Source organism: Verrucomicrobiales bacterium, assembly GCA_016793885.1.
Classification (GTDB): domain Bacteria; phylum Verrucomicrobiota; class Verrucomicrobiia; order Limisphaerales; family UBA11320; genus UBA11320.
Genome location: JAEUHE010000216.1, coordinates 1 through 23831 on the forward strand (window position 1 = coordinate 1; position 23831 = coordinate 23831).

The 23831-nt window shown below is 59.0% G+C and carries 17 protein-coding genes; 16 read left to right on the forward strand and 1 reads right to left on the reverse strand.

Going from position 1 to position 23831, the window contains the following annotated elements; genetic code table 11:
- Window positions 1-321: 321 nt before the first annotated feature.
- From JNN07_24230 to JNN07_24300, 15 genes are all read left to right on the forward strand, one after another.
- Window positions 322-6330 (forward strand): lamin tail domain-containing protein, encoded by a 6009-nt coding sequence (locus JNN07_24230; protein ID MBL9170862.1) that lies wholly within the window; start codon window positions 322-324, stop codon window positions 6328-6330.
- 226 nt (window positions 6331-6556) lie between these two features.
- Window positions 6557-7318, forward strand: coding sequence for a TSUP family transporter (locus JNN07_24235; GenBank protein ID MBL9170863.1), 762 nt, complete (start codon window positions 6557-6559; stop codon window positions 7316-7318).
- A gap of 130 nt (window positions 7319-7448) precedes the next feature.
- The gene (locus tag JNN07_24240) at window positions 7449-8402 is read left to right on the forward strand and encodes a thiamine pyrophosphate-dependent dehydrogenase E1 component subunit alpha (GenBank protein ID MBL9170864.1); all 954 of its coding nucleotides are present in this window, start codon (window positions 7449-7451) and stop codon (window positions 8400-8402) included.
- On the forward strand, window positions 8399-9364 hold the full coding sequence (locus JNN07_24245; protein ID MBL9170865.1) for an alpha-ketoacid dehydrogenase subunit beta: 966 nt from the start codon (window positions 8399-8401) through the stop codon (window positions 9362-9364). The genes JNN07_24240 and JNN07_24245 overlap by 4 nt, the downstream gene beginning before the upstream one ends.
- 96 nt (window positions 9365-9460) lie before the next feature.
- The gene (locus tag JNN07_24250) at window positions 9461-10810 is read left to right on the forward strand and encodes a putative porin (GenBank protein ID MBL9170866.1); all 1350 of its coding nucleotides are present in this window, start codon (window positions 9461-9463) and stop codon (window positions 10808-10810) included.
- A gap of 72 nt (window positions 10811-10882) precedes the next feature.
- Window positions 10883-11743: a phosphate ABC transporter substrate-binding protein gene (locus JNN07_24255; protein MBL9170867.1), complete on the forward strand. Its 861-nt coding sequence runs from the start codon at window positions 10883-10885 to the stop codon at window positions 11741-11743.
- A gap of 123 nt (window positions 11744-11866) precedes the next feature.
- Window positions 11867-13039 carry a phosphate ABC transporter permease subunit PstC gene (pstC, locus tag JNN07_24260; GenBank protein ID MBL9170868.1) on the forward strand — a complete coding sequence of 391 codons (1173 nt, stop codon included), beginning with the start codon at window positions 11867-11869 and terminating at the stop codon, window positions 13037-13039.
- The gene (gene pstA, locus JNN07_24265; protein MBL9170869.1) at window positions 13036-14007 is read left to right on the forward strand and encodes a phosphate ABC transporter permease PstA; all 972 of its coding nucleotides are present in this window, start codon (window positions 13036-13038) and stop codon (window positions 14005-14007) included. The genes pstC and pstA overlap by 4 nt, the downstream gene beginning before the upstream one ends.
- 21 nt (window positions 14008-14028) lie before the next feature.
- Window positions 14029-14871 (forward strand): phosphate ABC transporter ATP-binding protein, encoded by an 843-nt coding sequence (locus tag JNN07_24270; protein MBL9170870.1) that lies wholly within the window; start codon window positions 14029-14031, stop codon window positions 14869-14871.
- Window positions 14872-14883: 12 nt separating this feature from the next.
- A complete protein-coding gene (gene phoU, locus JNN07_24275; protein ID MBL9170871.1) occupies window positions 14884-15558 on the forward strand; it encodes a phosphate signaling complex protein PhoU in 675 nt (224 codons plus the stop codon).
- A gap of 54 nt (window positions 15559-15612) precedes the next feature.
- Window positions 15613-16299, forward strand: coding sequence for a response regulator transcription factor (locus JNN07_24280; protein MBL9170872.1), 687 nt, complete (start codon window positions 15613-15615; stop codon window positions 16297-16299).
- Window positions 16300-16307: 8 nt separating this feature from the next.
- Window positions 16308-17486 carry a hypothetical protein gene (locus JNN07_24285; GenBank protein ID MBL9170873.1) on the forward strand — a complete coding sequence of 393 codons (1179 nt, stop codon included), beginning with the start codon at window positions 16308-16310 and terminating at the stop codon, window positions 17484-17486.
- 47 nt (window positions 17487-17533) lie between these two features.
- Window positions 17534-18094, forward strand: coding sequence for a GNAT family N-acetyltransferase (locus JNN07_24290; GenBank protein MBL9170874.1), 561 nt, complete (start codon window positions 17534-17536; stop codon window positions 18092-18094).
- 43 nt (window positions 18095-18137) lie between these two features.
- Window positions 18138-18890, forward strand: a complete 753-nt coding sequence (locus tag JNN07_24295) for a copper homeostasis protein CutC (GenBank protein ID MBL9170875.1) — start codon at window positions 18138-18140, stop codon at window positions 18888-18890.
- A 45-nt stretch (window positions 18891-18935) separates the two neighbouring features.
- Window positions 18936-20471 carry a TolC family protein gene (locus tag JNN07_24300; protein MBL9170876.1) on the forward strand — a complete coding sequence of 512 codons (1536 nt, stop codon included), beginning with the start codon at window positions 18936-18938 and terminating at the stop codon, window positions 20469-20471.
- Here the strand turns inward: JNN07_24300 and JNN07_24305 are convergent.
- Window positions 20456-20920 carry a PaaI family thioesterase gene (locus JNN07_24305; protein ID MBL9170877.1) on the reverse strand — a complete coding sequence of 155 codons (465 nt, stop codon included), beginning with the start codon at window positions 20918-20920 and terminating at the stop codon, window positions 20456-20458. The two genes, JNN07_24300 and JNN07_24305, sit on opposite strands and share 16 nt — an antisense overlap.
- A gap of 335 nt (window positions 20921-21255) precedes the next feature.
- Between JNN07_24305 and JNN07_24310 the strand changes: the two genes are divergently transcribed.
- Window positions 21256-23814: a prolyl oligopeptidase family serine peptidase gene (locus JNN07_24310; GenBank protein ID MBL9170878.1), complete on the forward strand. Its 2559-nt coding sequence runs from the start codon at window positions 21256-21258 to the stop codon at window positions 23812-23814.
- Window positions 23815-23831 lie beyond the last annotated feature (17 nt).

Sequence of the window (23831 nt, forward strand, 5' to 3'; positions counted from 1 at the left end):
ATGTCCGTACGGCATCCAGACCAAAATAGATCAAAATGATGATTTTCGACGGAGTTATTTACCGTCTGCTGTGGAGGGCTCTGCAGGGAGCCCTCCCGCAGCCGGTGAATAACTCCGGTTAGGCTATACGGGGGTGCTGGCCCCCCCGGAACCGGTAAAAACACGGAGCATCGCGCAGCGATGCTACCGGCTGCTGAGGCTTGCGTCACGCCTACTCAAGGGACCAGATCCATTCGTCAGGCCGCGCGCCTCCCTGTGGCGGTGGACAAGGGGACTTTACTCCTTGCCTCGCTTCTGATTGAATCTTCACAGCTCCCAATTATGAAACATGTTGTTGCCTCGGTCGGGTGTGCCTTGTTGTTCGGGTTTTCTTCCATGGCCGAAAGTGTCGTGGTGTTCAATGAGGCGATGTACCATCCGGCTACTCGAGAAGCGTCGTCCGAGTGGATTGAGCTGCATAACCAAAACGGGGTGGACGTCGATTTGAGTGGGTGGAGTGTTTCGGGGGGAATTCAGTTTACCTTCCCGGACGGAACCCGAATCAAGGGCAGGGGCTACCTGGTCGTTGCGAGCGATCCCAACAGCTTGGCGGCCGCTGGCGTGGCTGGTGCGTTCGGACCCTTTTCTGGCCGATTAGACAATGGCGGGGAGAAGCTGGAGCTGCTTGACCGCAACCTCCGGGTGATGGACGTGCTGGACTACGCGTCCACCGGGCCGTGGCCGGTGGGGCCTGACGGCACCGGTCTTTCGCTGGCCAAGAGCCATCCGCAGCTTGGGTCGGCTGCGGTGGAGAACTGGGTCAGCAGTTCCCAGATCGGTGGCACACCCGGTGTGCGCAATTTTCCGAGCGGTGCTTTCGAGGTTCCGGCTGGATTGCTCTCCTATTGGAATTTCGATGAAAGCTCCGGGACGGCACTCGACTTGGCGGGGCCCAACGCAGGTACGCTCAGCGGCAGTATTTCCCGAGTGACCGGCTTGGTGGGCAATGGTGCCGTGGCTTCCTCGGGGGGCGGTGCGGGAGCGATCAGCCTGGGTCGAGGCGTGAGCAACAGCCTGGCGACGCAGGAAGGCCTCACCATCGAGGCTGCCATCGTTCCCACCTGGTCGGGCCTCGGCCGCTCCACCGTATTCAGGAAGTCGGGAGACAATCGCGGGTCGCTTGTTTCGTACTTGTCGATGGACGAGTCGGACAGGGGGACCAACGCGGTTCCGCTGGATCTGGTGGGACGCAACCATGGCGTTTTTCGTGGCACCGCGACGCGCACCAACGGGTTGTTCGGATTGGGGGCGGTGACGTTCCGAAACAACACAACGGAGGCGATCAACCTCGGGGCTGGGACTGATGGTTCCTTGTCCTTTAGCAACGGTCTGACGATTGGCGCATGGATCAAACCGCTCTGGGTGGTGAGCCTGAATAGTTATGATGTGATCTTCTCCAAGGATGATGGATCCAATCGGATCACTTTTGCATTCCAATCCGATTCCAGCAATGCGCTGGGTATGGTGTCGGTGCCCGCCGGTCCGGTGCTCGCCTTCGGTCTGAACATCGGGGGACGCTACTCCGAGTTGGACATGCCGTTGGACGGGGCCGAGGGGCGTCCCACGCTGGAGCAGCTCAAGGACGGACAGCCTCATCACGTGGCGGCGACGTTTGATGCGGCCAGCGGAGATATGGGCATCTGGGTGGATGGGACCCGCCGGTACCAGGCCAACCGTCCCGGCCTTATCCGCAGCGGCGGAACTGCCCTTGCCATGATTGGCAATCGGGGGGTGACGGGTGGGCAGGCGTTCACGGGCGTGATCGATGAATTCGCCCTGTGGCGAACGGCGCTGAGCGCCGATTTGATGCTTCGACTGGGGCAGGGGATCAACCCGCTGGACCTGATTCCCTTGACCGGGCCCGGCAACCAGGTCTACCTCGGGTTTAGGCAGCAAGGAGATTCAGACTTCACCGATCCGGTGGTCACCTCGACCCCGGTTATCGTTTGGGGGCTGAAGGTGGGTGAAGCCTATCGGGAGATGGAGCTGCCCCTCGATGGCTTGGAGGGTAGACCCAGCCTGGCCGCTCTGAAGGATGGGAAACCGCATCACCTCGCGGGGTTCTATCAGCCGCAGACTCATCGGCAAGGCATCGCGTTGGATGGGGTGGTGCTCGCCAGTCAAGAGGTGGAGGGGGTTTTGGATGTCGGCGGCACGGGCCTGGCCTTCATTGGCAATAGTGGCGTGGATGGCTCCGAGACCTTTCAGGGAACCTTGGATGAGGTAGCCTATTGGAATAAGGGGTTGTCGACCTCGGAGTTGAGTATTCACAGCCGGCAGACTATGGCCGGGAAACCCTTTTATGCACCGGTCGCTCTCGATCTCGCTCCTATCCGGTTTAGCGAGTTTCCTGACGTCGCGACCAATCCGTTCTGGGTTGAACTGCAGAACACCGGCACCGAGGCTGTGAACTTGGCCGGCCTGATCATGTCGGGAAGTGGGGGGGGACAATACAACCTGCCATCGACGATCCTGCCTCCGGGAGGTTTCGCGGTGTTCGACCAGGCTCAGTTCGGATTTCGCTTTAAGGCCGGCGACGTCGTCACCCTCTTCTCGGCTGGCCGGGAGGCCGTGCTGGATGTTGTCAGAATTACAGCTGCCGCCCAGGCCCGGCAGAACTCAGGGGCGGGGGCCTGGCGTGTTCCGGTCGCGTCCACCGCTGGACAGTCGAATCACATTGAGATCTCCGATCAAGTCGTGATCAACGAGATTTTCTATCATGCCCCACCTCAATACTCGCGGCCGGCGCAGTTCACCAATGTCACTTTGATTGGCATGGTTTCCGATTGGAAGTACAACGCTTCCGGCGTTGATTTGGGCTCCGAGTGGAAAGAGACCGCTTACAACGATGGTTCTTGGTCGAGTGGGACGGCGCTGTTTTACAACGAGACCTCCGCCCTGCCCGCCGCCAAGAACACCCAGCTGAGCCTGGGACCGATCACCTTCTACTTCCGTCGGACCTTCACTCTAACCAACGATCCGGCGGGCATCACGTTTACCCTACGCACGATTGTTGATGATGGCGCGGTCGTTTATGTGAATGGAGCCGAAGTGTACCGGGTGGGGCTCAGAACGGGGCCGGTTGCCTACACCAACCTGGCCACGACGGTGGCCAACGCGACCCTGAGCGGATTGCAGAATATTACCGTGACCAATCTCATCGCCGGTGAAAACGTCGTGGCGGTGGAGGTGCATCAGTCGGCCGCCAACAGCGACGACATGGCCTTTGGTCTCGAGCTGAACGCGAAGATTCCCACGTTGCCGGCGGTCCCGTTTCTTGAGAATCCCGAACAGTGGATTGAGCTCTACAATCGGGGGGCTTCGGCAATCAACCTGGCCGGCTGGAGCTTGGATGCGGGTGTTCGCTACGTGTTTTCGGCTGCAGCTTCGTTGCCCCCCGGAGGCTACTTGGTGGTCGCCCGCGATCCTGAGGCCCTGCGACAAAAGTACCCCACCCTTGCGCCCGTCGGACCCTGGGAAGGTCGTCTGTCCGGCAGCGGGGAGCGGGTTGTGCTGCGGGATCAGCGTGGCAATCCAGCGGATGACGTGACTTATCACACGGGAGGACGTTGGTCGGCGGCGGCTGACGGCGGTGGATCCAGTCTCGAGCTGCGGGATCCGGCGGCGGATAACTCCCTCGGCGAGGTCTGGGCTGCCAGCCTCGAGGGACCTAAGTCGAAGTGGCAAACCATCACCTATCGTGGCTTGGGGAGCCAGCTCTTCTCCACTCCGGGCGATGCGCAGTATCAGGAGTTGGTCATTGGTCTGCTGGATGCCGGTGAAGTGTTGCTCGACGATGTAACCGTCAAGGAAATTGCCGCGACGGGGGAAGTGCAGTTGATTCAGAATCCTGGGTTTGACACCTCCTTGTCGCGCTGGCGGGTGATTGGAAATCATCGTGCGGAGTGGGTGGAGGATCCAGACGACGCGACCAATCACGTGATGCGGATGGTGGCCACCGGAATGACCGAGCACATGAACAACCATGCTGAGACCACCGTGAAGGACGGCGCTCGGTTTGTCACTTTGGATGACCGAAAGACCTACGAGATTTCCCTGCGCGCTCGCTGGATCTCCGGGTCGCCCCAGCTCAACACCCGGCTCTACTTCAATCGGCTCCCACGAACGACTGTCTTGGAGATGCCGTCGCATTGGGGTACCCCGGGGGCGAGGAATTCCCAATTCCAGGACAATGTGGGGCCGACCTTCACCGGATTTCAGCATCTGCCGGCCGTTCCGCCGCCAGGTGAACCGGTCGAGGTGCGGATCCGAGCGCAGGATCCTCAGGGTGTGTCTGCCTGCACGCTCCGTTGGTCCACCAATGCCGGTGCCTGGTTCAACGTTCCCATGACCCTCGGAGCTGATGGGACCTACAGCGCCTCCGTTCCGGGACACCCGGCCGGCCGCGTGGTGCAGTTCTACGTTGAGTCTACCGACACAGCTGGTGCGATCTCCCACTACCCGGCCGAAGGGCCCAGCTCTCGCGCCTTGTATCAGGTCGAAGACCGTCAGGCCAACCTGGCGCTGGCGCACAACATCCGAATCATCATGACCGCGACGGATGCCGCTTGGCTGCTTTCCCGGACGAACTTGATGAGCAATGGGCGAATCGGTTGCACCGTGGTTTACGACGAAACGGAAGTCTTCTACGACTGTGGGGTGCGCCTCAAGGGCAGCGAACATGGGCGTCCGCAGGAAGTTCGGATCGGATTCAATCTGGAGTTCAATCCGGACCAACCTTTCCGTGGAGTGCACTCCACCGTCGCGTTGGACCGTTCCGGGGGAGGTAATCGTTTCGGTCAGGATGAGATTCTCATCAATCACATTGTGGATCGGGCGGGCGGGGTGCCTTCGATGCACAACGACCTGATCCGCATGATCGGCCCGACCCGAACTTTCTCCGGCTCGGCGATTCTTCAGATGTCCCGCTACAACCCGATCTTCCTCAACTCCCAATACGAGGACGGGGCGGAAAATCCCGTCTTCGAGGTCGAGTATTATTATGGGCTGAGCGAAACGATCCCCTCTGGTCCCGAGGGACTCAAGGCACCGCAGGAGGCGGGTGTGACCGGGAACCAAATGCAAGACCTCGGTGACGATAAGGAGAATTATCGCCTCGGATTCACCATTAAGAATGCCCGGGACAAGGACGACTTTGAGACCATTATTCCCTACCTGAAGATGTTCAGCCTGCCCCAGGCGTCTTTCGTGGCGGCTGCTGAAGAACGATTGGACGTGGAGGAGTGGCTTCGCGCCTTTGCCTTGGGACAGATGTGCGGGGCCGGGGACAATTACACCGGCTCCGGGGCGGGCCATAACATCCAGGTCTATGTCCGGCCCAGCGACCGAAAGCTCATTCATCTGATCTGGGACACGGACTTCGCCTTTACTCAAGGGGCGGGGGACGGTTTTGAGAACAATGGCGACCTGCAGAAGTTGTTGTCTAAGCCGGCCAACCGACACTCGTATTATGGCCACATCGAACAGATCCTGCAGACCACTTACAACACTAGCTACATGTCGTACTGGGCCGACCACTATGACAACTTCCTGCCGGGCCAAGACTTTAAGCAGTATCTGGACTACATCGGGCAACGAGCCCGAACGGCCAGCAACGCGCTGCCTCGGCGGGTTGGCTTCGGGATTACCAGCAACGGCGGTCAGCCCTTTGTGACCAACTCCAGCATCGCTTCCATTGCGGGGCGTGCTTGGGTTGATGTGAAATCCATCCGTCTGGCGGGATCGGACACCGGTGTGGATCTCACCTGGACGACCTGGACCAATTGGGTTGCTCGCGTTCCGATCATCCTGGGAAGCAACACTGTTTACTTGAATGCCTACCATATGGACGGTCGTTTGCTGTCCAACGCGGTTGTGACGGTGATCGGATCGTCACCTACCGGCGGAGTCGACTCCGATGCGGATGGACTTCCGGACGTATGGGAGAACATCCATGATCTCAACGTGGTGGCCAACGATGCGAGTCGGGATCTCGACCGGGACGGATTTAGCAACTTGCAGGAATACCTCGCTGGGACCGATCCGCGCAGCGCCGCCAGCCGGCTGAGAATCGGCCGCATCGAGGCGCAGGACGTTGGCATCCGGATCGAGTTTGCGGCGGTCACGGGCCGCAGCTACGCGGTCGAGTATCGCGATGTCTTGAACGGAGGGGTTTGGCAGCGCCTCGGGACGGTGGAGGCGGGAATTGCCGATCGAACCGCAGAAGTTCTCGATGTGGGCGGCGCGGCGGGCCAGAGATTCTATCGCATCGTTACCCCGGCCAGCCCATGAACGGTGACCGGGTCGAGGCCGGCCGGTCCGTGAGTTGCGTTCGCAAATCGATGGGGTCTGTCGATGCTTGACGAAATGGCCCACGGAATTGAATCTAGGTTTTCGGGCTGGTAAGTCGGCAAGGTTCGTTCGCAGCGGACCTTCCGGATTGCAAACCCGCTTCAACCCAAACATCCGCGAAGCCGGTGTTTCTTTAGGGAGCACCGGCTTCCGATTTTCTGGAGACATGACCTGGGATTATCCTCTTCTGGCTGGAGTCGGGCTGCTGGCGGGGTTTGTGGACGCGATTGCGGGTGGAGGCGGATTGATCACGCTTCCGGCCCTTCTGTGGGCTGGCTTGCCCCCGCAGCTGGCGCTGGGCACGAATAAGCTGCAGTCCTCATGCGGCACGTGTCTCGCCACCTGGCGCTATGCCCAGGCTGGCTTGCTGGAGGGAACTCCGTTTTGGAGAGGGGCTGGAGTGACGTTTGTTGCCTCGGTTTTGGGAAGCATCACGGTCTATCACACCTCCCCTCAGTTCTTGCGCTGGATCATTCCGTTCCTCCTCATCGCCATCGGCGTGTATCTGGCTTTGAGGCCAGAGCTAGGTCTTGCCGCGCGACCAGCTCATATGGGACTCGGAATGTTTTCGATCGCCTTTGGAGTGCTGCTCGGATTCTACGACGGTTTTTTCGGGCCGGGCACCGGCTCATTCTGGATGACTGCCTGCATGGTTTTGCTGGGGATGGATTACCGGGCTGCCACCGGCTATACCAAGGCCATGAATCTGGCCAGCAACGGGGGTTCATTGCTCGTGTTCGCGTATCTCGGATCCCTGCATTGGGGCTATGGTTTGGTCATGGCGGCGGGCCAGTTGGCGGGCGCACAGTTGGGATCGCGCCTGGTGATCCGGGAGGGGGCGCGCTGGGTTCGTCCACTGCTCATCGCCCTCGTCTTCATTTTGGCACTGCGCCTCCTTTGGCAGGCGGTCTCGCCAATTCTTGGTTAGTAGAAAAGCTTGTGATGACCTCACATCGGCGGCATAACAGGTACGCATGTTGAGCACGGTTTCTGGGCAAAGTCCCGTGGACTCCGGGGTTGTTCAGGAAAGCGAGCGGTATCTGCAAGCTTTCCGCTGGATGCTTTTGGCCCGGCTTCTGGACGATAAATTCGCGAGTCTGTACCGGGGCGGCAAGATTCATGGCGGGGTTTTCCTGGGCCGAGGGCAAGAGGCCTTGAGCGCCGCGTTGGGAGTCCAACTCCTGCCCGGAGATATCTTCGCGCCCCTGATTCGCGACCAGGCGGGTCGGCTGGCCTTTGGTGAACCCATTCTGGATGCGGTGCGCACCTACCTGGGGTCGCCCTTGGGGCCGATGCGCGGGCGCGAGGGGAACGTCCACCGCGGACGTCCGCGGGAGGGCCTTTTTCCCATGATCTCGCATCTGGGCGCCATGATTTCTGTCGTCAATGGTGCGCTGATGGCCCGGCGCATGCAGGGACGAACCGGCATGGTGGGCGTGAGCTGCCTCGGGGATGGAGGAACTTCCACGGGCGCCTTTCATGAGGCGTTGAACCAGGCTGCTGTTGAGAAGCTGCCTTTGGTTCTGGTGGTGGCAAATAACCAATACGCTTACTCCACTCCTACCGCCCGCCAGTTTGCCTGTCGGGCGTTGGTCGACAAAGCCATTGGGTATGGTGTGACCGGTCATGCGGTGGACGGCACGGACCTTTCTTCCTGCCTGGAGGTGCTCGGGGAGGCTGTTGACCAAGCTCGCCGTGGCGGTGGGCCGCAACTAGTGGTGGCCCGGTTGCTTCGGCTTTGTGGGCACGGGGAACACGACGACGCCTCCTATGTGGATCCTCGCTTGAAAGCTTCGGGCATCGGACGTGACTGTCTGAAGGTGGCCGAGGACCACGCGGTGGAGATGGGCTGGCTGACCCTGGGTCGACTCGAGACCTGGCGGGCTGAGTTCCAACAACAGATTGATCAGGCCGTGGCCACCGTGCAGCGTGAGGACAGTCCCGATCCGTTCCAGGAGGACTGGTGCGCCTTGGCGTCCCGACACCTGAGCGAACGTCAGGATGCGATGTGAGTCTCACCTACCTTGATGCCATCCGAGCCGCCCAAGCGAAGGCGCTGGCTGACGATCCTCGGGTCTACGTTTACGGGCAGGATGTGGGATCGTTCGGTGGAGCCTTCAAAGCCACCAAGAACCTGGCCCAGGAGTTTCCTGGACGCGTCTTCGACGCCCCGATCAGCGAGGACGCAATGGTTGGATCGGCGGTCGGTGCCGCCATCGAAGGCATGCGCCCGATTATCGAGATGCAGTTCGCCGACTTCTCGACCATTGGTTTTAATCAGATCATCAATCAGGCGGCGACCCTGAATTGGCGGACTCAGGTGCCTTGCCCGATCGTCGTTCGATTGCCCTGTGGCGGGACCTCCGGCAGCGGTGCCTTTCATAGCCAGAGCATGGAAGCGCTCTACGCTCACTATCCTGGCTTGGTGGTGTTGACTCCCGCCACGGTGGAGGATGCCTACAGCATGTTGCTAGAGGCGGTGGCCATCGACGACCCGGTCATTTTCTGCGAGCATAAATTCCTTTATTACCATCTGAAGGCGGATCGGCTGCCGGCCGAGGCTCTGCCGGTCGGCAAAGCCCGGATTGCGCGTGCTGGCCGGGATCTGACCATTGTGACCTACAGCGCCATGGTGCACGAATCCTTGGCGGTAGCGGAGGAATTCGTGGCTCAAGGCACGGAGATAGAGGTGGTGGATCTTCGTTCCGTGAAGCCTTTGGACACCGATACCGTGATGGCATCCGTTGCCCGCACTGGCCGACTGCTCTGCGTGGGGGAAGCCTTCCCGTGGGGCGGGGTCACAGCCGAGGTGATTGCCCGGGTGGCCACCGAGGGCTTTGATTTGCTTGATGCCCCTCCTCAGCGGCTCAATGCCAAGGATACTCCGGTCCCCTACCATCCCAACCTTTGGGCTGCTCATCGCCCGACCGCTCGCAGTATCGCGGTCGCGGTGCGAGATCTTCTTCAGCGATAGAAGCCTTAGGACAATCGTTACTGGGTTGTAACAAATGCGTCCGCGTCCTGTAACAGGGCCGTTTCACATTTCTTCCGTTCATCCAAACAACCATATATGATCAACAAACATCTCAAGCAGGGGGCTTTCTTCGTGGGGACGCTCGCAAGTGTGTTTCATCCGACGAGCGCTCAGGCTCAATCACAGGATGCCCTTTTGGACAAGTTGGTGACCAAGGGGATTCTGACGCAAACCGAGGCGGCCGAACTCCGCGATGAAGCGGACGATGGATTCCGAAAGTCCTATCAGGCCAAGTCCGGCATGCCGGATTGGGTAACCTCATTGAAGTTCAATGGGGACCTGCGAGGACGTTATGAAAGCTTCATTCAGGATCAGGCTAATACCATCGATCGGAATCGCTATCGGTATCGGCTGCGGTTCGGCTTTGTGGCCACGATGTTGGACAATATCGAGGTGGGCTTTCGTTTGGGCTCGGGTGATGCCAGCGCCACAGGTGGCTTGATCGATCCCATCTCGAACAACCAGTCCTTGGAGAACAATGGGGCCAAGAAGGGGATCTTTATCGACCTGGCCTATGGCAAGTGGACTCCCATCAACAACCAGCATTGGCAGGGTGGAATCGTGGCTGGCAAGATGGAGAATCCCTTTGTCACTTCCGACATGGTGTTCGACAACGACTACACCCCTGAAGGTGCGGCTATGAACCTGAAGTACTCGTTCAATGACCAGCACGCCCTGCGTTTTATTGGCGGCGGCTTCGTGCTTGATGAGGCGAGTGGCCGAGGGAAGAACCCGTACCTGGCCGCCGCTCAGGCCCGATTCGAATCCACTTATGGCGAGAGGCAACAGTTGCAGACCTCCTTTGGCGTGGGTGTGTTCAGCATTTCCAATGATCAGTTGTTGACCACCAACTCCGTGGCGAATCTGAACGTGGGCAACAGTCACAAGCCGGTCACTGGCGGTGCTCCCACCTACGGCTTTAACCCCATTGTGGTGGACGCAGCCATTACTTACTCCCTGAGCGAGTTCCCTGGTTACGCCGGAAAGTTTCCCATCAAGTTGGCTGCTGATTATCTGCACAATCCCAGCGCCGACACCGACGAGGATGGCTACTCCGTTGGCTTGACCTTCGGGAAGTCGGGCAAGAGGAAGACCTGGGAGGTCTCCTATCGCTGGCGTGAACTGCAAGCGAACGCTTGGTTCGAAGAGTTGGTGGATTCCGACACGGGAGCTTTCTACCGATCCGCCTTTCCGGGGAGCGGTCGGGGCAGCGGTTATCAGGCGGGCACCAATGTGCGCGGACATGTTTTGCGGGCCGCGTACTCGCCATTCGATTCCTTCACTCTCGGGGTGAACTACTTCATGATGGAAGCGATTCGCGAAAATCCCGTGGGCACCGGCAGTTCGATCGGCCGTCTGCAGGTTGATGCCATCCTAAAGTTCTGAACGAGTGCTTCGTTACCTTATTGTCACTTGTTCTCCCTCTAAATGCATTTTCTGTGTGAAATAATACTAACTATGAAACGACTACTACTCGGATTCATCACATCGGCCGCGATTCTTGGCTATGCGGCTTCGGCTCAAGCCGGCAACATCACGGTTAAGGGGTCCGATACCCTGGTTATTCTGGCCCAGAAGTGGGCAGAGGTCTACATGGGTAAGAACGCCTCGACCAAGATTCAAGTCACAGGCGGCGGGTCCGGCGTCGGACTGGCTGCGCTGCAGAATAAGTCCACTGATCTGGCGAATTCCTCGCGGAAGATCAGAGCTTCTGAGGTTGCTGAATGCATCAAAGCCTTCGGTAAGCGTCCCACCGAATACAAGGTTGCTCTGGATGGCCTCTCCGTCTTCGTGAACGCCGACAACCCCATTAAGGAGCTGTCGATGGAGCAGTTGGAGCTGATCTTCACCGGCAAGACTAAGAACTGGAAGCAGTTGGGTGGACCCGACGCGCCTATCACGGTTTATAGTCGCGAAAACAGCTCGGGAACGTATGAGTTCTTCAAAGAGCATGTATTGAAGGGGAAGGACTTCGCAGCTCGAGCCCAGACCATGCCGGGAACTGCCGCTGTCCTGCAGGCGGTAGCCAAGGACAAGAACGGGATTGGCTATGGCGGTGCCGCCTATGGTGCTGGAGCCAAACACCTTTCTATTAAGAAAACGGATTCCTCACCCGCGATTGAGCCTACGGAGGAGACCGTGGTCAATGGAACCTATCCCATCTGGCGCTATCTGTTCGTCTATGTGAATCCGGCCATCGATCGCGGCGAAGTCGCGAATTACTTGAACTGGATTCGCAGTGATGCAGGCCAAGCTGTGGTTAAGGACATCGGGTATTATCCCCTGCAGAAGGCCTTCCGCACCGAGGCTACCAACTAGTCCGTAGTCTGAGTGCCTTTTTCTGTTCCCGCGAATGGTGGGGGAGCGGCTGTAAGTCGCTCCCCCACTTAGGGAGGGTGAGGTGAAGACCGTTCCACTGATGCTGATATTTGGCTAAGATTTATGGCCGTCATTGAACAAAGTAAAAACGAGTCCTGGACGGCCATTCGCCGAGGTCAGCGGAAGCGTCCGCTGGAGTGGCTCGTGGAACGCGGCATTTATCTGGTTTCGCTGTCGGCGATCGTGATGGTCTTTCTGATCTTCGTCTTTGTGGGGCGGGAGGCGCTCCCCGTTGTACTAGGAACAGCCCAGAGCGCAGCAGTTTCGGACATCATCCCCGTCGAACAGTTTGACTCGACCCCTCCGGCCAAGCTGAGGAAGTACCTTGAGCTGTCGGAGGAGCAATTCAAGACGATGGACCGGGAGTCGAAGCTTGAATTGATGAACCTGAAGATCGAGGCGGCCAAGGAGGTTTCGGAGGACAAGGATTCGCGGCTGAACACGATCGGCTGGCGTTCCTTGCTGCTTCCGCACCAGTGGACTGGCTATGACAAGCCGGAGTACATTTGGCAGCCGGTGTCCATGATTCATAAATACAATGTCATCCCGTTGCTCATCGGGAGCCTGAAAGCCACTGTGGTGGCGTTGCTGTTTTCGGTGCCTTTGGCGCTGGGTGCCGCACTGTATGTCTCCCAGCTGGCCGGACCCAAGACCAAGGAATGGCTCAAGCCCAGCATTGAGATGCTGGCGGGGATTCCCTCAGTCGTGCTTGGCTTCTTTGCTCTGCTGGTGATGGCTTCAGCCCTCCAGTCCATTTTCGGCTATGAGTCCCGGTTAAACGCTTTTGTGGCCGGGATCGCCCTGGGTTTGGCGGTTATCCCGGTCGTGTTCTCCATCGCGGAGGACGCTCTGACCAGTGTGCCTCGCTCGTATGTGCAGGGGGCACTGGCGCTCGGTTCCACTCCCTGGCAGGCCACGTGGAAGATTGTGCTTCCGGCCGCTATCCCAGGGGTGTTTGCGGCGGTTGTGCTGGGTTTCGGTCGGGCTATCGGGGAGACCATGGTGGTCCTGATGGCCAGCGGAAACGCGAGTATCGTCTCGGCGAGTTTGTTTGACTCCACGCGGACGATGACGGCGACGATCGCCGCCGAGCTGGCCGAGACGGTCTTCGGTGAGCATCACTACCGCATGCTCTTCCTGCTGGGCGCTGTGCTGTTCGCTGTAACGTTTCTGTCGAATCTCCTGGCCGACCAAATCATTCATCGACTTAAAAACCGTTTGGAGGGACGGGTATGACCACGCAGCGATCGCTGAGCACCACGCCGACGCGGGCTCCTTTCCATCCCGGACCCTACGACTATGGCTCGCTGGTGGGCTCAGGATTGACGCGTTTTGCAACGCTTCTCATCGTGGCTCTGCTGGCGGTGATCCTTGGGAATATTCTGTACCACGGGCTCCCTGGCCTCTCCTTGAGGTTCGTTCTTGGGAGCGCTGACCGGGATATGTTCGATGTGGAGAAGGCCGGGGTTTTCCCCATGCTGATCGGCACGGCCGCCCGGGTCTTTCTGATGACCCTGTTTGTGATTCCGGTGGGCGTGATCACGGCCATCTACCTCAACGAGTACGCCAATCCGGTGGCGCTGACCACCCGTGTGATCCGCAGCGCTGTGAGTAATCTGGCCGGGGTTCCATCCATAGTCTTCGGACTGTTTGGGCTGGGCTTCTTCATCAACTTTGCTGGTGGTAGCCTGGATGATCTGTTCCTCCCCAAGGGATCTGAACCGGTGTGGGGCAAGCCGGCCATCCTTTGGGCCTCCTTGACCCTGGCGATCATGACGCTTCCCTTGGTGATTGTCGCGACGGAGGAAGCTCTCAAGGCCATCGCTCCCGGTCTTCGTGAGGCAAGCTTGGCCTTGGGAGCCACCAAGCTCGAGACGGTTCGGAAGATCGTGTTACCGCAGGCCTTGCCGGGGATTCTCACCGGCGGCATACTGGCAGTGAGCCGGGCGGGCGGAGAGGTGGCGCCCATTCTCTTTACCGGCGCCGCCTATTATATGGCGCATTACCCCAAGGCCCTGACCGACCAATTCATGGACCTCGGCTATCACGTCTTCATCCTGTCCACCCAGTCGCCCAATGTCGACCAAACCCGGCCGATTCTCTACGCGACGGTGCTGGTGCTGCTGCTGCTGACTTTTACCCTCAACATCGTGGCCATCCTGATGCGTTCGCGCATTCGCAAGCAGATGCGCTCCGTTCACTAAACTCATGACCACAACCCTCTCATGAAAGGCACCTTGAATCCCCCTTCTGATTCGCGTTTCTCGGTCGAGGTTCCTCAGCGCGAGACCTCCGGCTCCGGTGGCTCGGAGCATCCCCCGCTCATTCAAGCGCGGGATGTCTCGCTGTACTACGGCGCCGCCCAAGCCCTCAAAAAGATTTCCCTGGATGTGAGGGAACGTTTGGTCACTGCGTTCATTGGCCCATCCGGATGTGGCAAGTCCACTTTTCTGCGTTGCTTCAATCGCATGAACGATTTGATCGACCATGTGAGGGTGGAGGGGCAGATTCTCATCGGGGGACACGATATCTACAGCAAGGACGTGGACGTCATCGAGCTGCGCAAGCGCGTGGGGATGGTGTTTCAAAAATCCAATCCGTTTCCCAAATCGATCTACGAGAACATTGCCTATGGGCTCAAGCTTCACGGCATGCGTGATCAGGGGCAATTGGACGAGGTGGTCGAGCGGAGTCTGCGGGGGGCAGCCCTGTGGGAGGAGGTCAAGGACCGGTTGCACCGCAGTGCTTTGGGACTTTCCGGCGGACAGCAGCAGCGGCTCTGCATTGCGCGCGCGATTGCGATCAAGCCGGACATCTTGTTGATGGACGAGCCCGCATCGGCCTTGGACCCGCTCGCGACCGCCAAGATTGAGGAGCTCATTCTCGAATTGAAGAAAGACTTCACCATTGTCATTGTCACCCACAATATGCAGCAGGCGGCCCGAATTTCGGATCACACTGCGTTTTTTTACCTCGGCGAATTGGTTGAATACGAGTCGACCACCCGGATCTTTACCAACCCGGGGAAAAAGCAGACCGAAGACTATGTGACCGGCCGTTTCGGCTGATCTGTGAAACCTATGACCCACCACGACCAGGAACTGGCTCATCTCAAAGAACGTCTGATCACCATGGCGAGCCACGCCGAGGCGGCAGTGAACCGCTACATTAAAGCGTTGATCGACCGTGACAGCGCTAGCGCGGCGAAAGCCAAGGAGGAAGATCGGGTGATCGACCAGCTGGAGATCGAGATCGATGAGATGGCCATCCAGCTGCTGGCGAAGGCGCCTTTGGCCAGTGATTTGCGATTGATTACCGTGGCGATGAAGATTTCGCACGACCTCGAGCGGGTGGGTGATGAAGCCACCACGATCGCCCGTCGGACCGTGGAGCTGAATCAGGAGCCGCAGCTGAAGCCCTATGTGGATATCCCCCACATGGCGCGTCTGGCGTTGGAGATGCTTCGGGAGGCACTCGACTCATTCGTCAATCGAGATCCTGTCCGCGCTCGGGCGGTGATCCCTCGTGACAAGGAGGTCGATTCCCTGAACAAACAGCTTCATCGTGAACTTGCCTCCTACATGGTGGAGAAGCCCTCCACGATTTCCCGCTGCCTCAACTTGATGGTGATCTCCAAAGCGCTGGAAAGGATCGCGGATCACGCGACCAACATCGCTGAAGAAGTGGTGTTCCTTTACGAGGGCTTGGATATCCGGCACTCGCCCAAGGCGGCGGTGGTTCCGGCGAAAACTTAAGTCGAGCTGCATCGGACTGATGCGAAGTCAGAAGTCGACGGTATCTGAACAACTATGGCAAAATCTAAGGTTCTTATTGTAGACGATGAGCAGGATGTCACGGAGCTGCTGGAATTCAACCTTCGGTCGGCGGGTTACGATGTGATTTCGGCCGAAGATGGACCGACTGCGCTCAAGAAAGCGCGGGAGGCGTTGCCTGATTTGATTGTGCTGGACGTGATGCTCCCGGAGATGGATGGAACTGAGGTTTGCAAGCAGCTTCGGCGCGATCCCGCCACGGCCCGCATCCCGATCATCATGCTGACCGCCAAGGCGGGTGAGATCGACCGGGTCTTGGGTCTGGAGTTGGGGGCTGATGACTATGTGACCAAGCCCTTCAGCCCGCGGGAATTGGTGCTTCGGGTCAGGGGATTGCTTCGGCGGGGGCAACCGGCCGATGAGCCGAACGAGCTGATTCAGGTGGGGGATCTCGTGGTGGATATCCCCCGGCATCAGGTCACCGTGAAGGGGAAGCGCATCGATCTGACCGCCACCGAGTTCAAGCTGATCACCACTCTGGCGCAGCGCCGCGGGAGGGTCCAATCGCGGGAGCAACTCCTGCAGGACGTTTGGGAATATGACAGCCTTATCGACACTCGCACCGTGGATACGCACATGCGGCGTCTGCGAGAAAAACTGGGTGTCGCAGCGAAATATCTCGATACCGTGAGGGGGGTCGGCTACCGCTTTGTGGAGCCGTAACCTGACTCATGTGGTTTTGGATTAGTCTCATTCTCCTGTTTGCTAGCATCGGGGTGCATCTCCGATGGAAGTCACGTTTCCGTCGCGCGCAGTCGGATATTGCGGGGCTGGAGCGGTTGCAGCAGTTGATGCAGGAGGAGCATGCCCGCGACCGCGACCGGGAGCACATCCGTCAACAGACTATTTTCGATGGGATGCTGGAGGGGGTGGCCATTCTGGACTCCCAGGGAACCGTCCAGTCCTCAAATCTGGCGTTTCGCCGATTCTTGAACATCACTCAGGAGACCCGAGGGCGCAGGCTGGACGAATGCGTGAGTCATCCGGACATTCCACGTTTGTTGGAGCGGCTGGCTCGGGATGGGCAGGTCCTGGGCATGGAGATCATCCTGCCGGGCCCCCCTGTGCGGGTGCTTCAGGCCAACGGCAACCGGCTTTCCGGCGATCAATTGACTTTGCTCGTCTTCCACGATCAGACCCGGATCAAGGAGTTGGAGCGGATGCGCAAAGAGTTCGTGGCCAATGTCAGTCACGAGCTTCGGACGCCCCTTTCCCTGATCAAGGGATTTGTGGAGACCTTGATGGGCGGGGCCGTGACCGACCCGGTCCAGGCCCAAAAGTTTCTGCAGACCATCAACAAGCACACCGACCGACTGACTTACCTCATCGAGGATCTCCTGACTCTCTCTCGGCTGGAGGGCGGACAGGTTTCCTTGAACCGGAAGCCGACCGGCCTCGCTGAGGCAGCGCAGCAAGTGATAGAGGATCTGGAAACTCGCGCGCGGGAGCAGTCCGTGCAGGTGGTGAATTTGATCCCGGAGGAGATGACGGTCTTCGTGGATGCCGAGCGACTCCAGCAAGTTTTCTTCAATTTGTTGGAGAACGCCATCAAGTACGGAAAGGTGGGAGGGACCGTGGAGATAGGCGCGAAATCTATGGTCGCCGGCGGGGTGGAGGTATGGGTGAAGGATGACGGCCCGGGAATCCCGGAAGAGTCCCGGACCCGAGTTTTTGAGCGCTTCTATCGAGTGGACCGGGCTCGCGCCCGCGACACTGGCGGGACGGGGTTGGGCTTGGCGATTGTTAAGCACATTGTCCAGATCCATGGTGGAGAGGTGTGGGTCAACAGCGAGATCGACAAAGGAAGCACCTTTCATTTCACCTTGCCGGCGGAGAGTGAGGCGGGCTGAGGCTCGGTTCTTGTTCGCGCGGGTGCGGTTTCGATACTTTTCGCCCTATGGCTGAACCGGATGATTCAAACGCACGACCGATCAGTGCTCCCGTCGCCGCAGTGGTGCCTACTCGGGTTGAAGATCTCTCTGAGCTCGCCCGGTTGGCCAGCCTCATATGGCATGCCCATTACCCCGGGATTATCTCCACCGACCAGATCGAGTACATGCTGGGAGAGATGTATTCCCACGATCGCCTGCGCCGCGAGTTGCTGATGGAAGGTGTCGTCTATTTGCACATTGGATCTCCGGGAGCGATGGTGGGATTTGCCGCCGTGGGGCCGACGCCGGATCCCAGCGAATTCAAGCTGCACAAGCTTTATGTTCATCCCGACCACCAGCGAAAGCGTTACGGGAAGGCTCTGCTGCAGGCGGCCGCAGTTCGGGCCCGCGAGGCAGGCGGAAAGCGGCTGGCCCTCTGTGTGAATAAGCGGAATACCACCGCCTTGCAGGCCTACCGGGCCTATGGATTCCGGCAGCGTGCCGAGGTGTGCGTGGATATCGGGGGCGGATTTGTGATGGATGACTACGTGTTGGAGTATGAGCTCGGAGTGTCGGGGGGGTGCTAGTTCTCGTTGTCCTGGAAATGGTTTTCCGCTATGCCTACGTCCCATGGCTTCGCGTCAACCGGTTCAAATCGAAATCTGCATCGACTCCATCCAGTCCGCCTTGGCGGCGGAAAAAGGCGGGGCGCATCGTGTCGAACTCTGCCAGAACTTGTTCGAAGGGGGGACGACTCCGAGCGCCGGGCTGATCTTGGGGGTGCGCCGGGCGGTACGCCTCCCGGTTTATGTGATCATCCGTCCGCGCGGGGCAGACTTTTGCTACTCGGAGGCCGAGTTTGAAGTGATGAAGGAGGACGTTCGCTTGGCGCGAGAGTGGGGTGCCGATGGTATTGTCCTGGGACTGCTGAAGCGGGACGGCACGGTGGACGTTAAACGCACCCAACTCTTGATGCGCTTGGCCGGTCCCTTGCCAATTACCTTCCATCGTGCCTTCGATGTCACTCCCGATCCTTTCAAAGCCCTCGATGCGCTGATTCAACTGGGAGTTCGCCGGGTGCTGACCTCCGGCCAGGAGCGCACCGTTCTGGAAGGCATCGACCTGATCGCCGAACTCGTTCGGCGGGCGGGTCAGCGGATCGTTATCATGCCCGGTGGGGGGATCAGCGATCGCAATTTTGATAAAATCCGGAAGCTTTCCAAGGCGCGTGAGTTTCATCTCTCTGCGAGCGGTCCGGTGGCCAGCGCGATGACTTATCGCAATGCGCGGGTTCCGATGGGGCGGGAGCTTCGAGCCTCGGAGTTTGCCTGGTCGGCGACCGACCCGGAAAAGGTCCAAAAGGTGGTTCGGTCGGCCGCATGATCGGGGAATTGACGGCAGGGAAGTTTTTCAGCGATGCTACCCCTAATGCGACTTCGACATCTGACGGCTCTGATTCTCTGCAGTGTCTGGACTTCCGTCCAGGCCCAGGATTCATCGACGAATCGACCGATCCTGCGTTTGACCTTGGAGGAGGCCGTGGTGCGGGCGTTGCAGAACAATCTCCAGATAGCGATTGAGCGGGTGCGAGGCGAGGGCGTTGGCTACGACCTCAAGGCCGCCTATGGTTCGTATGATCCAGTGTTTGGCCTGACTGCCGGCCGACGTGAGGACGTTCGCGAGGGCCAGTTCCAGACGAGCGCTGGGGTTCCTTCCCCGGGATCAGAAAACGTCACCGATAGCGCGTCCCCCAGCATTTCTGGCCGACTGCCCTTTGGGACCGAGTATCGGGTTGGTCTTTCCTTGAACCATGTGACGGGTAACAGCGGTGGAAACGCCCTAGACCAGTACAGCACGGATGTCGGTGCCTTCAGTCTCACCCAGCCCTTGCTCCGGGACTTCTGGATCAACTCCGAGCGCCGAACCATCCGGATTGCCAAGCTGAACCGAGATATTTCGGACCTGGAGTTTGAAAACATCGTCATGACGGTCGTCCGGGACGTCCAGAAGTCCTACTATGAACTCGTTGCGGCGGATGAACGAATCAAGGTTCGCCTGTCGGCGCACGAACTCGCAACGCAGCTGGCTCGTGATATCCGTCGAAAGGTTGAGATTGGAACGGCGGCGCCTTTGGAAGACAAGGAGGCGGAATCCAAGGCCCAAACCGAGCTTTCCGGCTACTACTCGGCGCTGCATGAACGGAATCTTGCGGAGAGTCGTCTTAAGGGTTACTTCACCCGCAAATATCCCGAAGTGGCAACCTCCAAGGTGGAACCCATCCAAAAGTTGCTGGCCATCGAGCGGCGGGGGGTTGACCTGCAGGAGAGCTGGAAAAATGGCTTGGCCAAGCGCCCGGATTACCGAAGTTACTTCTTTCGGGCGGAACAGCAACGGATCAACCTCCGTTTCGCTCGGAATCAGATGTATCCTGTTCTGGACTTGACGGGGGGCTACGGTCGTCGGGGGTTGGATTCCATCTCCACACATCCCGGCACCCCGGCTGATTTGGGTGGGGCTTTCCACGACATCGGTCGGAACAACCAACCGTATCACTCCTACGGCGTCACCTTCTCGGTTCCGTTCACCATGCAGGCGGAGCGGGCCAATCTGAAGCGAGCCAAAGTCAACCAGGAGCAGGTGCTGCTTGAGTTGGAACAAAAAGAACAGCAGGTATTGATCGAAATTGACGACACGGTCAGCGCGATCAGCTCCAGTTCCATGCGTATCAAGGCCACCCGGCTTGCGCGTGAATTTGCCGAGGAAGCCTTGGCTGCCGAGCAGAAGAAGCTGGATAGCGGCGTCGTCCAGCCCACTGAGGTTCTTAAGCGCCAGGATGCCCTAACCCAAGCGCGATCCGCCGAGAACCAGGCTCTCTTGGATTTCAACAAGGCCCTCACCGACTTAGATATGGTGGATGGAACGATCCTGGAGCGGAACAGCATCCAGCTTCAATCTCTGAAGTAGCTCCGGGCCTCCGCTGGGAAATCGAGCAAAGCGGTTTCCAGTTGTGAGGGGGGGAGCGGGAGGTACTTGCCTGTGGCCGTGGCACAAAGCTCTCCCGCCTGGTTTCGGATCTCCCCGCGCGTTTCGAACAGCCGGTTTCTCCGGTTGAGCGTAATTTCTCCACTGACTCGCGTGGTTTCGCCGATCCCAATGGGCTTCATGAAGCGAACGCTCAGTTCAGCGCTATAGGCCGGCTTCTTCGTGCTGGCGATGATCGCCCAGGCCATGACCTCATCCAGCGCCGTGGTGATCAAACCACCGTGCACGGCATGGAAGAACCCGGCATGCTCCTGTCGTGGGGTGAAAGCGGCCCAGACCTGCTTCCCGTCGGTCTCCATGGCTAACTGGAGACCGGACTGGTTTTTGACCCCGCAGGCGAAACAGTTGTGAGTATTCGGTAATCGGGACATCCGGCTCTCTGTTAAGCTCGAGAGCGATCGAGGAAAAGCAAAATGAGGAATAAAAAAACTCACTGACATCCTTTTCAGTGAGAGCTTTAGGGTCGGCAGATACCACAGAGCCGATGGCCTGAGAGTATTCTTCCGACTCCGAGTGTCAAAAGGAAAAGCAAGATTTGTTGGGGAAGGAATCGAAATGGGTGAGGAGAGCGGATCCCGGCTCCGCCGGGGGGGCTAAAGCGGCAGAGGGCTGCCGCACTCCATATCTGGTCAGTCCTCTCGGATTGGGATCAAGCGGTTGACGCGACCGTTTGTGCCCGGCAGTGTGCTTCGAACGTTATCGGTCCATGGAAACCTCGATTTATCAACGATTCTGCTTGGCGCTCGGGATGCTTGCGGCCTTGGTGGCCTCTCCGGCTTGCGGACAAGGCACCCGAGCGGATTACGACCGTTCCGCGCAACTGCGTCGGTTGACCGAGAACAAAGTCCTTAACCTTCGAATCGAGCCGCGCTGGCTGACCAATCAGGCTCGGTTTTGGTATCGACGCGAGCTGGCCGGAGGGAATTCCCAGTTTGTGTTGGTGGATGCCGAGCAGGGTACCAAGGTTCTCGCGTTCGACCATGCCCGTCTCGCTGAAGCCCTGAGTCGGGCGTTGGGGAAGCCCGTCTCAGCGGAACGGCTGCCGGTGGATTCGCTGGCATACACTACCAATGGGGCCGCGTTGGTGGTTCAGGTGCAGGGCAAAGCCTGGGAATGCGCAACGAATACCTACGAGCTTAAGGAGGTTCCGGGAACCGCCTCCAGCTTGCCCTCCGATCCCTCGGCTCGGGCAAGTCGTCGGACCGGAGCCGAGACGCACATCATTTTTGACAATCGCACGATGGGGGGAGTGGAGCTCTTCTGGTTGGATGCGGAGGGAAAGAAACAAACCTATGGCCGAATCGGGGCTGGCGAACGGCGCTCACAACACACCTATGTCGGTCATGTGTGGATGGTGGAAACTCGCGAAGGCGAGCGAGAACTGGGCCGATTCACGGCAGCGGAGCTCACCTCCATCGCGGTGATCGGTGAGGAAAATCGGGAGGCGCGAGCCGAAGGACGACGACGCGGCCGTGGACGGCCACAAGCCGAACCCGAAGAGTCCCTGCGTGGACGTTCCCCCGATAAAAAATGGATCGCTTTTGTTCGTAACCACAACATCTATCTGCGGTCCACCATCACGGGAAAAGAATCCCAGCTGAGTTTTGATGGCGGGCTAGGGGAGGCTTATAGCGAATCCGTCAGTTGGTCCCCCGATTCCAAGAAGCTGGTCGGCACTCGTGTCACTGCGGTTGCGGAACACAAGGTATACATGATCGAATCGGCTCCCCCTGATCAAGTGCAGCCGAAGCTTCAGTCCTACGACTACTTCAAACCCGGGGACCGGCTCCCCCATCCGCATCCGGTCCTTTTCGACGCGGAGTCCGCTCAGGCAATCCAGATCAAGGATGAACTTTTTCCGAATCCATTCACGGAGAGCGGCGACCTGGACCTGCGCTGGGAGAGCGACTCCTCTCGTTTTACGTTCACTTACAACCAGCGCGGACACCAAGTGCTGCGCGTTCTTGGGGTCAGTGCCTCCAAGGGCGAAGTTCAGGTGCTCGTCGACGAACGGGCCGAGACCTTTATCAGCTACTCCGGCAAACAATCCCTGCATTGGCTGGATCGGACCAAGGAGTTGGTCTGGATGTCCGAGCGCGACGGATGGAATCACCTTTATCTGTATGATGCGACCAACGGCCGAGTGAAGAATCAGATCACCCGGGGCGAGTGGGTGGTGCTGGGAGTGGACCGAATCGACGAGGAGTTGCGGCAGGTGTGGTTTCGAGCCGGAGGCATTCGATCCGGCCAGGATCCCTATCAGGTGCATCATGCTCGGATAAACCTGGACGGCACCGGGCTGATGCTCCTGACCGAAGGCGATGGCACGCATTCACTTCAATGGTCCCCCGATCGTCGATTCGCCGTTGACACTTACTCGCGAGTGGATGCGCCGCCAACCCATGAACTGCGACGGGCTTCTGACGGAGGACTGATTGTATCCCTGGAGCAAGGTGACCTCTCGGAGTTGATCGCCACCGGATGGAAAGCGCCGGAACGGTTCATGGCGAGGGGCCGTGACGGAGCAACTGAGATCTATGGGGTCATCTATCGACCCACCAACTTCGATCCGGCCCGCAAGTATCCGGTGATCGAATACATCTATGCCGGACCTCACGACTCACACGTTCCCAAAGCCTTCGCGGCACTTCAGCGCGGCTCGGTGGCCGAGTTGGCTGAGCTGGGGTTCGTGGTGGTTCAAATCGATGGGATGGGCACCAGCAATCGATCCAAGAAGTTTCATGATGTCTGCTGGCGCAATCTGGGGGATGGAGGGTTTCCCGATCGCATCGCTTGGATGAAGGCAGCGGCCGAGAAGTATGCCTTCATGGATCTCACCCGCGTTGGCATCTATGGGGGAAGCGCCGGCGGACAGAACTCCACCCGGGCGATGCTGGCCCATGGGGATTTCTACAAGGCGGCTGTTTCTGATTGCGGCTGCCACGACAACCGGATGGACAAGATCTGGTGGAACGAGCAGTGGATGGGATGGCCTATAGGCAAGCACTACGAGGAACAGTCCAATGTAACGCAGGCACATCGTCTGCAGGGAAAGCTCTTGTTGGTGGTCGGCGAGTTGGATCGTAACGTAGATCCTGCCTCGACGATGCAGGTGGTGAACGCTCTGGTGAAGGCCGATAAGGACTTTGATTTGCTGGTGATTCCCGGGGCGGGCCACGGAGCAGCCGAGTCCCCGTATGGCAAGCGGCGTCGCGCGGATTTCTTTGTGCGGCACCTCCTGGGCGTGGAGCCTCGGAGGGAGTGACTCGCTGAGGCGGATGA